We start from the raw sequence: 14,963 nt of genomic DNA, 5'->3' as shown, positions 1-14,963 counted from the left end.
CCACACACCGAGTGCTGGATGGCATCTTCGCACCTGCCACCGACAACACGCCCACGGACCACGGGTTTGTGATCTTGAATGGTCGGCTGTGGGTGCAAAAGTGCGTGGTTGGGAGCGGGTTGGGATCATCCGTGGACCCCGCGGGTACCCGTGTTTGGCAACCATCCGTAGCAGGCGCGCGTCTCCCTCTCGAACATGACCGCGACGGGAACCCACGCGCGACCTCTAAAGTAGGTCGGACACCCGGGTGGCCCCGGGGCCATGCAAGGACCACCAGCAGCAGGGAGCGCATGACGTGCGGCCGGTAGGCAGCAAGTACCTCCTGGAGGAGGCCATCGGGCGCGGCGCCACGGGCACCGTCTGGCGCGCCCGTCAGCGGGAGACCGCCGGTGCCGAGGCAGCGGTGGCCGGGCAGCCCGGCGAGACCGTCGCGATCAAGGTCCTCAAGGAGGAGCTGGCGAACGACGCGGACGTGGTGATGCGCTTCCTTCGCGAGCGCTCCGTCCTGCTCCGCCTGACGCACCCCAACATCGTGCGGACCCGTGACCTGGTCGTCGAGGGTGACCTCCTCGCCCTCGTCATGGATCTGGTCGAGGGCCCCGACCTGCACCACTACCTGCGGCAGAACGGCCCCTTCAGCCCCGTCGCGGCCTCTCTGCTCACGGCCCAGATCGCGGACGCGCTGGCCGCCAGCCACGCCGACGGCGTCGTACACCGTGACCTGAAGCCCGCCAACGTCCTGCTGAAGGACGACGGCGACCAGCTGCACCCGATGCTGACCGACTTCGGCATCGCCCGGCTCGCCGACTCCCCGGGACTGACGCGGACGCACGAGTTCGTCGGTACACCCGCCTATGTGGCTCCGGAGTCCGCCGAAGGCCGTCCGCAGACCTCCGCCGTCGACATCTACGGCGCCGGCATCCTGCTGTACGAGCTGGTCACCGGCCGTCCCCCGTTCGCGGGCGGAACGGCCCTCGAAGTGCTCCACCGCCACCTCAGCGAGGAGCCGCGCCGCCCGTCCAACGTCCCCGAACCGCTGTGGACGGTCATCGAGCGCTGCCTCCGTAAGGAGCCGGACCAGCGGCCCAGCGCCGTGAATCTCGCCCGTGGCCTGCGCACCGTCGCCTCCGGCATCGGCGTGCACTCGAACTCCGCCCAGGTCAACGCGGCGATGGGCGTGGGAGCCCTGCTGGCGCCCGATCCGTCGCCCACCACCGTGCCCGGTGAGCCCGGCGCCGCCGACCCGACCCAGGTCCTGCCGAGCAACGCGGGATCGTACGACCCGGCCGCCGCCACCGGCGTCCTGCCGACGAACGCGCCGGGCTCGGCCGACCCGACGTCGGTCATGCCGGTCGGCGCGGGCGGTCCCGGCGGCCCCGCCGGTCCCGGCCCCGAGGACCCGCACCCCTGGCAGAACCAGCTCAGGGCCGCGCGCGACCGCAACGAGCAGACCCAGGTCCAGTACCTGGACCCGAGCCAGGACCCGCTCAGGCGCAGGCCCCAGCGGCCCCAGGGCCAGCAGCCCCCGCCGCCCCAGCGCCAGCAGCAGCGGGCCCCGCAGCCGCAGCCGTACCCGCCGGGGCCCACCAGCCCCACCAGCCCCAGCAGCAGCGCTACGCACCGCCCCCGCAGCAGCAACAGCAGCAGCGGTACGCGCCTCCGCAGCAGCCGGCGCCCCAGCAGCCGCAGCAGCCCCAGCCACCCGCACCGCGTCAGCCCCGGCAGCGCGGCGCCAACCCGATGCGGATCCCCGGACTCGGCTGCCTCAAGGGCTGCCTGTTCACGATCATCCTGCTCGTCGTGGCCAGCTGGCTCATCTGGGAGCTGACACCGCTCCAGGACTGGATCGGTCAGGGCAAGAGCTTCTGGCAGGCGATCAAGGACACGTACAACACCGTGTCGGACTGGGTCACGGAACTCGGCGGTTCGGACTCCGGGACCACCCCCGGATCCGGCGGCGGGAGCAACTGAACCACCTGACACCGACGCCGGTGGGGCTTCCCACCGGCGCCGGTGCGGATCGGTCCGCTTCTGTCGCTATGTCGATTCCCGCGGGATCAATTCCCCCGCAGAAGTGAACGTCGCCGCGGTATCGGGCAATGAACACCCCGATACGCGCGTACTTTGATGGGCAAAGCCAGCCGCTGAGGGAGCAGTCTTGGCACGGAATATCGGCAGCCGGTACACCGCCCATCAGATCTTGGGGCGGGGCAGCGCCGGCACGGTGTGGCTCGGCGAGGGACCCGAGGGGCCCGTCGCCATCAAGCTGTTGCGCGAGGACCTCGCCTCCGACCAGGAACTGGTCGGGCGCTTCGTCCAGGAGCGCACCGCGCTGCTCGGACTCGACCACCCGCGGGTGGTCGCCGTCCGCGACCTCGTCGTGGACGGCAACGACCTGGCACTCGTCATGGAGCTGGTGCGCGGCACCGACCTGCGGACCCGTCTCGATCGCGAACGCCGGCTCGCCCCCGAGGCCGCGGTCGCCGTCGTCGCCGATGTCGCCGACGGCCTCGCCGCCGCGCACGCCGCCGGAGTGGTCCACCGCGACGTCAAGCCGGAGAACATCCTGCTCGACATGGAGGGCCCGATCGGCCCCGGCGGCTCGCACCCCGCGCTGCTCACCGACTTCGGCGTCGCCAAGCTGATCGACACCCCCCGCCGTACGAAGGCGACCAGGATCATCGGCACCCCCGACTACCTGGCACCCGAGATCGTCGAGGGACTGCCGCCGCGCGCCGCCGTCGACATCTACGCCCTCGCGACGGTCCTCTACGAGCTCCTCGCCGGCTTCACACCCTTCGGCGGCGGCCACCCCGGCGCCGTCCTGCGCCGCCATGTCACCGAGACCGTCGTGCCGCTGCCCGGCATTCCCGACGAGCTGTGGCAGCTCCTCGTCCAGTGCCTGGCCAAGGCCCCGGCCTCCCGGCTGCGCGCCTCCGAGCTGGCCGCCCGGCTCCGCGAGCAGCTTCCGCAGCTCGCCGGCATCCCCTCCCTGGAGGTGGACGAGCCCGACGCCGAGGTCACCGAGGAGGAGCGGTCGTACGGCGACGCCGACGCCCCGCAGTCTCAGGAGGCCGAGCAGCCGCGCCGCCGGGGCGCCGTCCCGCTGGTCCCCGGAGCGGCCCCCGACTCCAACCGCGACACCCACACGAGCATGCGCGTCCCGGCCCCCGACGAACTGGCGGGCGGTGCGCGCGGCACGGCCAGGGCCCCCCGCGCGGCCGGTCAGCGCAGGCCGGGATCGGCCCGGCACAAGGCGGAGGCGGTACGCAAACGCCGTATCACGCTGGGTGTGACGGCCGTCCTGCTGATCGCCGTCCTCGGCATCGGCGGCTGGCTGGCGACCAGCAGCGACGGCGCGGAGGCCGACCCCGGGGAGACGACGCGGTCGGCGGCGCCGGTTCCGTAGGGGCGGCAACCGCGGCGGCGGGGTTTCACCGGTCAGCCGTTAGGCTGGGTCCGTGGCAGTCGTCGATGTATCCGAAGAGCTGAAGTCCCTTTCCTCGACCATGGGGTCGATCGAGGCCGTCCTTGACCTCGACAAGATGAGGGCCGAGATCGCCGTCCTGGAGGACCAGGCAGCGGCACCGTCCCTCTGGGACGACCCGGAGGCGGCGCAGAAGATCACCAGCAAGCTGTCGCACCTCCAGGCCGAGCTGCGCAAGGCCGAGGCGCTCAGGAGCCGGATCGACGACGTCGAGGTGCTCTTCGAGCTGGCCGAGAGCGAGGACGACGCCGACGCCCGGGGCGAGGCCGAGTCCGAACTCGCCTCGGTGAAGAAGGCGCTCGACGAGATGGAGGTCCGCACCCTCCTGTCCGGCGAGTACGACGAGCGGCAGGCGCTCGTCAACATCCGGGCCGAGGCCGGCGGCGTCGACGCGGCGGACTTCGCCGAGCAGCTCCAGCGCATGTACATCCGCTGGGCGGAGCGGCACAACTACCCGACCGAGGTCTACGAGACGTCGTACGCGGAGGAGGCCGGCATCAAGTCGACCACCTTCGTCGTCAAGGTGCCGTACGCCTACGGCACGCTCTCCGTCGAGCAGGGCACCCACCGGCTGGTCCGTATCTCGCCTTTCGACAACCAGGGGCGCCGCCAGACCTCGTTCGCGGGTGTCGAGGTGCTTCCCGTCGTCGAGTCCAGCGACCACGTCGAGATCGACGAGACCGAGCTGCGCGTGGACGTCTACCGCGCGTCGGGCCCCGGCGGCCAGGGCGTCAACACCACGGACTCCGCGGTCCGGATCACGCACATCCCCACCGGCATCGTCGTCTCGTGCCAGAACGAACGCTCGCAGATCCAGAACAAGGCGAGCGCCATGAACGTGCTTCAGGCGAAGCTGCTCGAACGCCGCCGCCAGGAGGAGCAGGCCAAGATGGACGCCCTCAAGGGCGACGGCGGCAACTCGTGGGGCAACCAGATGCGTTCGTATGTCCTGCACCCGTACCAGATGGTCAAGGACCTCCGTACGGAGTTCGAGGTGGGCAATCCCCAGGGCGTGCTCGACGGCGAGATCGACGGCTTCCTGGAAGCCGGAATTCGCTGGCGCAAGCAGCAGGAACGCTAGATCACCGATTGGCTTTTCCGTCCCTTGTCAGAGCCCAACAGGGCGCTCTGGCAAGGGACTCGCTTTATCGACAAAGGAACTGCCGTTCAGGAGGCGGTAGTTCCCGTTTATGTCACAGTTACCCTTCGCGCGGCGGACAACTGGCTTTAATCCGGGCATCGCACGCGCAACGACCTTGACGCGTATGCGAAAACTCGGAATGGTGACGCGCGGCATGCGTATTTCTGGGGCGCGTGTGATCGGGGGACCTGTACACACGGACTCCCAACTGGCCGGCCCCGAACGCTGCACCACTCACGATTAGCTACTGGGGGTAGCAAGCACATGACCAAGAAGACGCGGATTCGCGTAGCGCGGATCGCCGCCGGCGCCGTGATCGCCGCCGGTGCCTCCCTGACCGCCGCGGGCGCCGCTTCGGCCGTCGGCATCGATGTCAATGTCGGTGGCCTCAACGCCTCCGTGGCCGTCGACGGCGACACCTCGGGTGCCGACGGCGGTAACACCATCGTCGGCGCAACGTCGGGTTCCGACGGCGGCAACACCATCGTCGGCACCACCTCGGGTGCCGATGGCGGTGCTGACGGTGGAGCCGATGGCGGTGCCGATGGTGGCGCTGACGGCGGTGCCGATGGTGGCGCTGACGGTGGAGCCGATGGCGGTGCCGATGGTGGCGCTGACGGCGGTGCTGACGGCGGTGCCGATGGTGGCGCTGACGGTGGAGCCGATGGTGGCGCTGACGGCGGTGCTGACGGCGGTGCCGATGGCGGTGCTGACGGTGGAGCCGATGGTGGAGCCGATGGTGGCGCCACCGGTGGAGCCGATGGTGGCGCTGACGGCGGTGCTGACGGTGGAGCCGATGGTGGCGCCACCGGTGGAGCCGATGGCGGTGCCGATGGTGGCGCCACCGGTGGAGCCGATGGTGGCGCCGCCGAGGGCCAGAGCGGTGGCACCGACGAGGGTCAGACCGGTGGCACCGACCCCGGCACCGGCGCGGACACCGACAACGCGGGCTCGCAGCCGGTCGAGCAGGGCGAGGCCAAGGAGGAGCTGGCTGAGACCGGCGCCGCCGAGACCACGTTCCTGATCATCGGTGCCGCGACCATGATCGCCGGCGGTATCGGCTTCCGGATGCTCCCGCGTCTGGTCGGCAGCCGCGCCACGGCCGTCTGAGTCATCCCTTACGCACGGAAGGGCCCGGACACTGAATCAGTGTCCGGGCCCTTCCCTGTGCTCAAGGACGGCTCAGGCCGTCTGATGCCCCACCGCCACCAGCGCGACCGCCGCTATCAGCACCGCCAGCAGGGTCAGCAACGCCACCGGGCTCAGGCCGCCGAAGGGGCCCTCCTGCTCCAGCCGCTGCCTGTTCGCACGGCAGACGTGGCACCGGCCCTCACTGACGGGTCCCGCGCAGTTGGCGCACACCAGCCGATCAAAGGTCATGCGCTCTCCTCCTCCCGCGCCGCGGAGCCGCGGGCACTGTCTCTGCGCTCAACGCTCCGGGAAACGCCACCGTTCCCCGTACCACTGTGCCAGCTTCCGCTCGATTCGGCGCGCCCCGTCGGATTACGCCGGGTCCGTCCCCGGTGGCGAGCGGCCGGCATCCGTGATAAATCACCCAAGCCCGGACCAACCCCGGCGGCCGACTGCGCGGCCCCGGCCGGTTCGCGTAAGGTCTCGCTCACCTACTCCCGGCCGACCATGGTGCACCCGTGATCCGATTCGACAACGTCTCCAAGACCTATCCGAAGCAGAACCGACCCGCCCTGCGCGATGTGTCCCTCGACATCGAGAAGGGGGAATTCGTCTTCCTGGTGGGCTCGTCCGGCTCCGGCAAGTCGACCTTCCTGCGTCTCGTCCTGCGTGAGGAGCGCGCCAGCCACGGCATGGTGCATGTCCTCGGCAAGGACCTCGCGCGGCTGTCGAACTGGAAAGTACCGAGCATGCGCCGTCAACTCGGCACGGTCTTCCAGGACTTCCGCCTCCTGCCGAACAAGACCGTCATGCAGAACGTCGCCTTCGCGCAGGAGGTCATCGGCAAGTCCCGCGGCGAGACCAACAAGTCCGTCCCCCAGGTCCTCGATCTCGTCGGACTGGGCGGCAAGGAGGACCGGATGCCCGGTGAACTCTCCGGTGGTGAGCAGCAACGCGTCGCCATCGCACGGGCCTTCGTCAACCGCCCCATGCTGCTGATCGCGGACGAACCGACGGGCAACCTCGACCCGCAGACCTCCGTCGGCATCATGAAGCTGCTGGACCGCATCAACCGCACCGGCACGACTGTCGTGATGGCGACGCACGACCAGAACATCGTCGACCAGATGCGCAAGCGTGTGATCGAGCTCGAAAAGGGCCGTCTCGTGCGAGACCAGGCGCGAGGCGTCTACGGCTACCAGCACTGAGCAACGCGAAGAGTATCGAAAGCTGAAAGGACGCCATGCGCGCCCAGTTCGTCCTGTCGGAGATCGGCGTCGGTCTCCGCCGAAATCTGACGATGACGTTCGCCGTCATCATTTCCGTAGCCCTCTCGCTCGCGCTGTTCGGCGGCGCACTGCTCATGCGCGAGCAGGTCAGCGTGATGAAGGACTTCTGGTACGACAAGGTCAACGTCTCGATCTTCCTGTGCAACAAGGGTGACGCCGAGACCACCGAGAAGTGCGAGAAGGGCCCCGCCACCGCCGATCAGCGGAAGTCGATCGAGTCCGATCTCAGGAAGATGGACATCGTCGACGACGTCTACCACGAGTCGGCGGACGAGGCGTACAAGCACTACCGCGAGCAGTACGGCGAGACGCCCATCGCCGGGATGATCACCCCGGACCAGATGCAGGAGTCGCTCCGGGTCAAGCTCAAGGACCCGGAGAAGTACAAGGTGGTGGCGACCGCCTTCGAGGGCCGGGACGGTGTGCAGTCCGTCGCGGACCAGCGCAACATCCTGGAGAACCTCTTCAACCTGATGCAGGGCATGAATGTCGCCGCGCTCGGAGTGATGGCGCTGATGCTCGTCATTGCCCTGATGCTGATCGTGAACACCGTCCGGGTGTCCGCCTTCAGCAGACGCAGGGAGACCGGCATCATGCGGCTGGTGGGGGCGTCGAGCTTCTACATCCAGATGCCGTTCATCATGGAGGCCGCGTTCGCGGGGCTGATCGGCGGCGTCGTCGCCTGCGTCCTGCTCCTCGCCGGGCGTTACTTCCTGATCGACGGCGGAATCGCGCTCGAGGAGAAGATGCAGCTCATCAACTTCATCGGGTGGGACGCCGTACTGGCGATCCTCCCGCTGGTGTTGGTGATCGGTCTGCTCATGCCGGCGGTTGCCGCTTCCATCGTGTTGCGCAAGTACCTCAAGGTGTGACAATCACCCCTGGCGTCGTCTCGCCAAGCCGCTCTGCGGCGCCGGGGGTTGTCCTAGACTCTGCGCCATGCCGGGCCACGAAAATCGCCTCAGGCCCCACGGGTTCTACCGCGGGGCGGCCCTGACCTTGCTCTTCGCGAGCGTGCTCGCCACCGCCGCGGCCACCGACTCGCTGCCTCGCGCCGACGAGGAAGCCGCCCGCATAAGCAGCCGCTCCGTCGCCTCCACGGCCGACAGGGACGAGGTCGCGCGGGCCGCCGCCGAGGCCATGGCCGACGGCAAGTCCGCCACCGAGGCCGCCGAGGACGTCGTCAGCCGCAGCGGTGACCGCTGGGGCGCCGTCTACGACAAGGGCGAGTACGAGGAGTTCGAGCAGGCACTCGACGGCAAGTACACCGGGGTGGGTCTCTCGGCCAAGCGCCTGGCCGACGGCCGGATCGCGGCGAGCAAGGTCCAGCCGGGCGGCCCCGCCGCGCGGGCCGGGATCAGGGCCGGCGACACACTCCGTACGATCGACGGCGAGCCGGTCGGCCCGCGCCCCGTGACCGAGGTCGTCGCGCTGCTGCGCGGCGACGGTACGGACCGGAGCGCCGGCGGGCCCCGGGACGCCTCAGCGGGCACCACCGTCGTCCTCGGCCTGGCGCGCGGCGGACACGAGTGGACCGAGACGCTGCGCCGGGCCAGCCTCAGTACGGACGCGGTCACTCTCGAAACCGGCGCCGACGGCGCACTCGTGATCAAGGTCGCCGCCTTCACCAAGGGCACCGGCAAGGAGATCAGGGACGCCGTCCTGGAGGCGCCCAGGGGCACCGGCGTCCTGCTCGACCTCCGGGGGAACGCGGGCGGGCTGGTCACCGAGGCCGTCCAGGCGGCCTCCGCCTTCCTCGACGGCGGCCTGGTCGCCACGTATGACATACGAGGTGAGCAGCGCGCCCTGTACGCGGACCCGGGCGGCGACACCGAGCGGCCCGTGGTGGCGCTCGTCGACGGCGGCACCATGAGCGCCGCCGAGCTGGTCACCGGCGCACTCCAGGACCGCGGCCGGGCGATCACGGTCGGTTCCCCCACTTTCGGCAAGGGTTCCGTACAGATGCCGAGCCGGCTGCCGGACGGTTCCGTCGCCGAGCTGACGGTCGGGCACTACCGCACACCGGCAGGTCACAAGGTCGACGACAAGGGCATCACACCCGACCTGGTGGTGGACGCACGAGCCCAGGAGCGGGCCCGCACAGTATTGAGTGGCCTCGGGGGCGGGTCGTAGTGCGAAAATGAACGCACTATGGCAAAGGAAAAGGACACAGGGCGCAAGCTGGTCGCGCAGAACAAGAAGGCGCGGCACGACTACCTCATTCTCGACACCTACGAGTGCGGTCTCGTGCTGACAGGTACCGAGGTCAAGTCGCTGCGCCAGGGACGCGCCTCCCTGGCGGACGGCTTCGTGCAGATCGACGACCACGAGGCATGGCTGCACAACGTGCATGTGCCCGAGTACACCCAGGGCACCTGGACGAACCACTCCGCGCGGCGTAAGCGGAAGCTGCTGATGCACCGCCTGGAGATCAACAAGCTGGAGCAGAAGTCGAACGAGTCCGGCCACACGATCGTGCCGCTCGCCCTCTACTTCAAGGGCGGCCGGGCCAAGATCGAGATCGCGCTGGCGAAGGGCAAGAAGGAGTACGACAAGCGCCAGACGCTCCGCGAGAAGCAGGACCGGCGGGAGACGGACCGCGCGGTCTCGGCCGTGCGCCGGCGTCAGCGGGCCTGACCGCCCCGCGGGCGGCGGGGGGAATAAGGTGGCCGCGTCCCGTGCTGGTCACGTAGTATGGGTGTTGTCCCGCAGAGCAGGGGCAGCGTTTGAAAAATCAACATGGGGATGATCGGTTTCGACAGCGGATGTCGAGGCAGGGGAAGCGAGTCGAGGAAGCGGCAATGATCTCGTTAACCATATGTCGCAAACTATAATCGCCAATTCAAAGCGCGATTCCTCCACCTTCGCTCTCGCTGCTTAATTAGCAGCTAGCGAAGACTCCGTGGAGTGTCAGCCCGGGAGTGTTCCCGACCCGGATCCTGGCATCACTCAGGGAACTAAACCATCGCGTTCGGTCACGGGACACGGTGGGAAATCAAACAGTGACTGGGCCTGTCGGAGGCTTGTTCGTGTGACCTCCGGGGCCGAGTAAAAACGTAGCGAACTGCACTCGGAGAAGCCCTGGTTCCGCACCGTTGGACGCGGGTTCGATTCCCGCCATCTCCACCACCCCATGTGAGGTGAAGGCCCCGCTGCTCCGGCAGCGGGGCCTTCGTCGTGCGCCCGACCGTGAGGCCCGAACACGCCCCCGATCGCGCCCGATCGCGCCTGATCGCGCCGCCGACCGTGCGCCGGACCGGCGGCCGGACTCGCGGCCGGACGTGGTGATGTCGGACACAGCGTTCCGGCGGGAGCACGGATCGTTGTCGGCCGCGCGGCCGGCGGCTCTCCGGTGCCGGAGCGAGACGCGTTGGCGCAAGGGCAGTTCAGGGCATCGCGACCGCGCCGTACGAACGAGACGGATGGCCGGAATGTTTCCATCAAGATCGGCCGTTCGGCAACGAAGTCGTACACATGCCTATCAACTGGTGAAGCGTGGGCGCGGGCGTGGTCGCCGTGCGCTACATTCTGGTTCCGGGTGCAAGAGGTGGGGGCGCTCGGTTCGGGTGGGGGCCCGGCCGACGGCCGTATTCCGGCCAGTTTCATGCACGCACCCAGTGATTCCGTGGGGGATGTGCGTACAACAGTGAACAATTGGCGAGAAGATGCCCAAAAGGGGCACACGCATGAGCCGATGGACGTCACCGTCGAGCTCGACGGTCTGGGACGGCAGCTCTCCGAGCTGCCCGGCCGGACCACGGAGGTCCCAGGCATACCCGCGGCACGCGCCGCGGACAGCTCCGACGGTCCCGTCTTCGTCGATGCCAGTGGCCGCCGGAGCAAGAAACTCCGGCGTCTCGGCTGGGTGTTGGCCATCGCGAGCGCCTGTTACGCCGTCGCCCTGGGCGCGGCCCTGATCGGCGGCAGTTCCAGCGCACCCTGGCTCCAGATACCCGGCGTCAGTGACAAGCGCGACTCGCAGAAGGTCGAGATACAGCCGCCCCCGTCGGACCGGCCCACCGCGGTGGCCACGCCGGGCGCGCCAGGCGTCGACCCCGGCCCGTCGGGCTCCGTCCCCGGCTCGCCGTCCGCGCCCGACGCGAGCACCGGGGCCTCGGACGAACCGGAACCGTCCGGCTCGCCCTCCGGCGAGCCCGACCCGGACCCGAAACCCGGCAACCCCGATCCGAAGCCGGACCCCGGAGACCCCGAGCCGGGGACGGCGCAGCCCAACCCCGAGCCCAATCCCGGTGAGTCGAGCCCGGGACCCGTCGACCCCGGCCCGGGGCCCGACCCCACCGCGTCGGAGACACCGCCCGTCGATACACCCGTGGACGGCGGCCAGCAGGCAGCCGCGGAAGGCGCCGAGTAAGAAATGACCTCTTCCGGCAGACGGGCTCCGTCCCACAAGCACGGTCAGCGGAAGCAGAAGCAGGTACGTGTCGCCAGACGCAGACTGCCCATGCGCTATCTGCTCCCCTCGCTGCTTCTCGTCGCCCTGCTCGCGATGCTGATGCTGCGCGGCTATGTGCACAGCGAGATCCTCGCGGACCATCGGGTACGCCCCCCGGCCGCCACCGACCAGGTGCCGGACCGGATTCTCAAGGGCGGCCCGGTCATAGACGCGCGCGGGACGACGACGCCCAAGGCGCTGAAGGTCCCCGACCACAAGCTCGTGCTGACCTTCGACGACGGGCCCGACCCGGAGTGGACGCCCAAGGTCCTCGACAAGCTGAAGGAGTACGACGCGCACGCCGTCTTCTTCGTCACCGGCACGATGGCCTCGCGCCATCCCGAACTGGTGCGGCGGATGGTCGACGAGGGCCACGAGATCGGCCTGCACACCTTCAACCACCCGGACCTCGCGTACCAGACCAGGTCCCGTATCGACTGGGAACTGACCCAGAACCAGCTGGTGCTGGCGGGCGCGGCGGGTATCCGCACGTCGCTGTTCCGGCCGCCGTACTCCTCCTTCGCCGACGCGATGGACGACAAGTCCTGGCCGGTCACCGAGTACATCGGCAGCCTCGGCTACATCACCGTCCTCAACAACACCGACAGCGAGGACTGGAAGCGCCCCGGCGTCTCCGAGATCATCGAGCGGGCCACGCCCGAGGGCACCCACGGCTCCATCGTCCTGATGCACGACTCCGGCGGCGACCGCTCGCAGACCGTCACCGCGCTGGCCCGCTTCCTGCCGAGCATGCAGGACCGGGGGTACGAGTTCGCCAACCTCACCGAGGCGCTGGGCGCCCCGAGCGCCCACACACCCGTCTCCGGTGTCGAACTGCTCCAGGGCAAGGCCTTCGTCGGCGCCGTCGCCGTCTCGGAGGGCACCACCTCCGTGCTGGTGGGCGGGCTCGCCGTGATCGGCGTGCTGGTCATCGGGCGGTTCGGGCTGATGCTGGTGCTGTCCTTCGCGCACGCGCGCAAGGTGCGGCGGCGCGGCTTCAGTTGGGGCGAGCCGGTCACCGAACCGGTGACGGTGCTGGTGCCCGCGTACAACGAACGCGAGTGCATAGCCAACACGGTCCGCTCCCTGATGGAGAGCGACCATCCCATCGAGGTCATCGTCATCGACGACGGCTCGACGGACGGCACGGCGGACATCGTCGAGGCGATGTGGCTGCCCAACGTCCATGTCGTACGACAGGTCAACGGCGGCAAGCCCGCCGCCCTCAACAACGGCATCGCGCACGCCAGTCACGACCTCGTCGTGATGATGGACGGCGACACCGTCTTCGAACCGTCCACCGTGCGTGAGCTGGTCCAGCCGTTCGGCGACCCGAACGTCGGGGCCGTCGCGGGCAACGCCAAGGTCGGCAACCGCGACACCCTCATCGGCGCCTGGCAGCACATCGAGTACGTGATGGGCTTCAACCTGGACCGCCGCATGTACGACGTGCTGCGCTGCATGCCCACCATCCCCGGCGCGGTCGGCGCCTTCCGCCGCACCGCCCTGGAGCGGGTCGGCGGAATGAGCGAGGACACCCTCGCCGAGGACACCGACATCACCATGGCCATGCACCGCGACGGCTGGCGGATCGTGTACGCGGAGCGGGCCCGCGCCTGGACCGAGGCACCGGAGTCCGTACAGCAGCTGTGGTCCCAGCGCTACCGCTGGAGTTACGGCACGATGCAGGCGATCTGGAAGCACCGCCGCGCGGTGATCGAACGCGGCCCCTCGGGGCGCTTCGGCCGGGTCGGACTGCCGCTGGTCTCGCTGTTCATGGTGCTGTTCCCGCTGCTGGCGCCGCTCATCGACGTGTTCCTGCTGTACGGCCTGGTCTTCGGCCCGACGCGGAACACGGTCATCGCGTGGCTGGGTGTGCTGGCCGTACAGGCGGTCTGCGCCGCGTACGCCTTCCGGCTCGACGGCGAACGCATGATCCATCTGATCTCGCTCCCACTCCAGCAGGTTCTCTACCGACAACTCATGTACGTCGTACTGCTCCAGTCCTGGATCACGGCCCTCACCGGCGGCCGGCTGCGCTGGCAGAAGCTGCGCCGCACGGGCGCGGTGGAGGCGCCGGGGGCCACGACGGCCCGGCGCGGCGACGAGATCCGGAGGCCGGTGGCATGAGCGGTCTCCCTCTCGACACCGCGGGCGTCCCGCGAGCCAGGCACAAGGCGCCGGCGCCCGCCGCGGGTGCCGTACGCCCGCCCGGCCGCGACCGCTATCTCGACCTCCTGCGCACGATCGCGCTGGGGCGGGTGGTGATCTACCACATCTTCGGCTGGGCCTGGCTGACGATCCTCTTCCCGTCCATGGGTGTGATGTTCGCGCTGGCGGGCTCGCTGATGGCGCGGTCGCTCAACCGGCCGTCGCTGGGCGTCATCCGGGGCCGCATGCGGCGGCTGCTGCCGCCGATGTGGGCGTTCGCGGTGGTCGTCGTCCCGGTGATGTTCGCGATGGGCTGGAAGCCGGTCAGGGAGGAGGGCCTGTGGTGGTTCCTCAAGCTGGCCAACTATCTGTTCCCGGTCGGGGCGCCGCCGTATCCGTGGGAGAGCGGTTCGCAGGGCGGCTGGCTCGACCCGTCGTGGGCGGACCAGGCGGCCGGGCCGCTCTGGTACATCCGCGCGTACCTCTGGTTCGTGCTGGCCTCCCCGCTGCTGCTGTGGGCCTTCCGGCGGGTGCCGTGGGCGACGCTGCTGGCGCCGCTCGCGCTGACGGCGGTCGTCGGCACCGGTCTGGTGGAGATCCCCGGTGCGACGGGCGAGGCGGTCAAGGACTTCGCGGTCTACGGCGGGTGCTGGATCCTCGGCTTCGCCCACAACGACGGTCTGTTCAAGAAGGTGCCGCGCTACATCACGGTGTCGCTGGCCACGTTCACGATGGCCTTCGGGCTGTGGTGGGCATCCGGGCATCTCACGGAGGAGGGCTGGAATCTGGACGAGATCCCGCTGGCCCAGGCGACCTGGTCGCTCGGCTTCTGCGCGATCCTGCTCCAGTACGCGCCGTCGTGGCGCGAACTCCCCGGGAAACTGGCGCAGTTCGACTCCACGATCACGCTGGCCAACAACCGCGCCGTGACGATCTACCTCTGGCACAACCTGCTGATCATGGCGACCTTCCCGATCATCGACCTGCTCTACGAGGTCCCCGTACTGTCCGACCACAGCGACCTGGTGGACCAGGCGTACGCAGCGCTGCCGCTGGTGCTGATCTGGCCGCTGATAGCGGTCGCGATCCTGGCCTTCGGATGGGTCGAGGACGTCGCGGCGAAGCGCCGGCCGAGGCTCTGGCCGAACGGGGCCGGTTCCACCACCGGTTCCACCACCAAGGAGTCCGACGGCTCCGAGGGGCCTACGCCGCCCAGGGGCTCAGCGCCGCCCGCGCACGCAGGCTCGCCAGACCGTCGCTGATCGCCTCACTCCAGGGAGCGCGTAGCTCCTTGTCACGAAGGATCCGCCA

The 14,963-nt window shown here is 69.4% G+C and carries 11 protein-coding genes, 1 other RNA gene and 1 pseudogene; 12 read left to right on the top strand and 1 reads right to left on the bottom strand.

The genetic code is table 11. The annotated features are described in order from the left end of the window. Positions 1-295: 295 nt before the first annotated feature. The 4 genes and pseudogenes from P3L51_RS04680 (at position 296) to P3L51_RS04665 (ending at position 5,738) form a co-directional block, all read left to right on the top strand. A pseudogene (locus P3L51_RS04680) lies at positions 296-1,971 on the top strand (protein kinase domain-containing protein). A gap of 187 nt (positions 1,972-2,158) precedes the next feature. Continuing rightward, on the top strand, positions 2,159-3,409 hold the full coding sequence (locus P3L51_RS04675) for a serine/threonine-protein kinase (RefSeq protein ID WP_354603745.1): 1,251 nt from the start codon (positions 2,159-2,161) through the stop codon (positions 3,407-3,409). A gap of 52 nt (positions 3,410-3,461) precedes the next feature. Next, a complete protein-coding gene (prfB, locus tag P3L51_RS04670; RefSeq protein ID WP_354603744.1) occupies positions 3,462-4,568 on the top strand; it encodes a peptide chain release factor 2 in 1,107 nt (368 codons plus the stop codon). A 324-nt stretch (positions 4,569-4,892) separates the two neighbouring features. Then, a complete protein-coding gene (locus P3L51_RS04665) occupies positions 4,893-5,738 on the top strand; it encodes a hypothetical protein (RefSeq protein ID WP_354603743.1) in 846 nt (281 codons plus the stop codon). A 72-nt stretch (positions 5,739-5,810) separates the two neighbouring features. Here P3L51_RS04665 and P3L51_RS04660 read toward each other — a convergent pair whose 3' ends face one another. Further along, a complete protein-coding gene (locus P3L51_RS04660) occupies positions 5,811-6,008 on the bottom strand; it encodes a hypothetical protein (RefSeq protein ID WP_354603742.1) in 198 nt (65 codons plus the stop codon). Positions 6,009-6,277: 269 nt separating this feature from the next. Between P3L51_RS04660 and ftsE the strand changes: the two genes are divergently transcribed. From ftsE to P3L51_RS04620, 8 genes are all read left to right on the top strand, one after another. Then, positions 6,278-6,967 (top strand): cell division ATP-binding protein FtsE, encoded by a 690-nt coding sequence (gene ftsE / locus P3L51_RS04655; RefSeq protein ID WP_354603741.1) that lies wholly within the window; start codon positions 6,278-6,280, stop codon positions 6,965-6,967. Positions 6,968-7,002: 35 nt separating this feature from the next. Continuing rightward, positions 7,003-7,920 carry a permease-like cell division protein FtsX gene (gene ftsX / locus P3L51_RS04650; RefSeq protein WP_354603740.1) on the top strand — a complete coding sequence of 306 codons (918 nt, stop codon included), beginning with the start codon at positions 7,003-7,005 and terminating at the stop codon, positions 7,918-7,920. Between the two features lie 67 nt (positions 7,921-7,987). Then, positions 7,988-9,181, top strand: coding sequence for a S41 family peptidase (locus tag P3L51_RS04645; protein WP_354603739.1), 1,194 nt, complete (start codon positions 7,988-7,990; stop codon positions 9,179-9,181). An 18-nt stretch (positions 9,182-9,199) separates the two neighbouring features. Further along, positions 9,200-9,685 (top strand): SsrA-binding protein SmpB, encoded by a 486-nt coding sequence (smpB, locus tag P3L51_RS04640; RefSeq protein ID WP_354603738.1) that lies wholly within the window; start codon positions 9,200-9,202, stop codon positions 9,683-9,685. A gap of 104 nt (positions 9,686-9,789) precedes the next feature. Then, positions 9,790-10,177, top strand: a transfer-messenger RNA (tmRNA) gene (gene ssrA / locus P3L51_RS04635). Positions 10,178-10,742: 565 nt separating this feature from the next. Continuing rightward, the gene (locus tag P3L51_RS04630) at positions 10,743-11,420 is read left to right on the top strand and encodes a hypothetical protein (RefSeq protein WP_354603737.1); all 678 of its coding nucleotides are present in this window, start codon (positions 10,743-10,745) and stop codon (positions 11,418-11,420) included. Between the two features lie 90 nt (positions 11,421-11,510). Next, positions 11,511-13,631 (top strand): bifunctional polysaccharide deacetylase/glycosyltransferase family 2 protein, encoded by a 2,121-nt coding sequence (locus P3L51_RS04625; RefSeq protein ID WP_354603762.1) that lies wholly within the window; start codon positions 11,511-11,513, stop codon positions 13,629-13,631. Next, positions 13,628-14,914: an acyltransferase family protein gene (locus P3L51_RS04620; protein WP_354603736.1), complete on the top strand. Its 1,287-nt coding sequence runs from the start codon at positions 13,628-13,630 to the stop codon at positions 14,912-14,914. Before P3L51_RS04625 ends, P3L51_RS04620 begins: the two co-directional genes overlap by 4 nt. Positions 14,915-14,963: the final 49 nt, after the last annotated feature.

Origin of the sequence: Streptomyces panacea (assembly GCF_040560175.1) — a bacterium.
Taxonomy (GTDB): Bacteria; Actinomycetota; Actinomycetes; order Streptomycetales; family Streptomycetaceae; genus Streptomyces; species Streptomyces panacea.
Note: the sequence above shows the minus strand (reverse complement) of the source record. Positions and strands in the feature narration are given on the sequence as shown.

What these genes read in the sequence shown, in the direction of transcription:
- P3L51_RS04665 (WP_354603743.1), top strand. Translation starts at nt 4,893, where the DNA reads ATGACCAAGAAGACGCGGATTCGCGTAGCGCGGATCGCCGCCGGCGCC.
- P3L51_RS04660 (WP_354603742.1), bottom strand. Translation starts at nt 6,008, where the DNA reads ATGACCTTTGATCGGCTGGTGTGCGCCAACTGCGCGGGACCCGTCAGT.
- ftsX (WP_354603740.1), top strand. Translation starts at nt 7,003, where the DNA reads ATGCGCGCCCAGTTCGTCCTGTCGGAGATCGGCGTCGGTCTCCGCCGA.
- P3L51_RS04645 (WP_354603739.1), top strand. Translation starts at nt 7,988, where the DNA reads ATGCCGGGCCACGAAAATCGCCTCAGGCCCCACGGGTTCTACCGCGGG.
- smpB (WP_354603738.1), top strand. Translation starts at nt 9,200, where the DNA reads ATGGCAAAGGAAAAGGACACAGGGCGCAAGCTGGTCGCGCAGAACAAG.
- P3L51_RS04630 (WP_354603737.1), top strand. Translation starts at nt 10,743, where the DNA reads ATGGACGTCACCGTCGAGCTCGACGGTCTGGGACGGCAGCTCTCCGAG.
- P3L51_RS04625 (WP_354603762.1), top strand. Translation starts at nt 11,511, where the DNA reads ATGCGCTATCTGCTCCCCTCGCTGCTTCTCGTCGCCCTGCTCGCGATG.
- P3L51_RS04620 (WP_354603736.1), top strand. Translation starts at nt 13,628, where the DNA reads ATGAGCGGTCTCCCTCTCGACACCGCGGGCGTCCCGCGAGCCAGGCAC.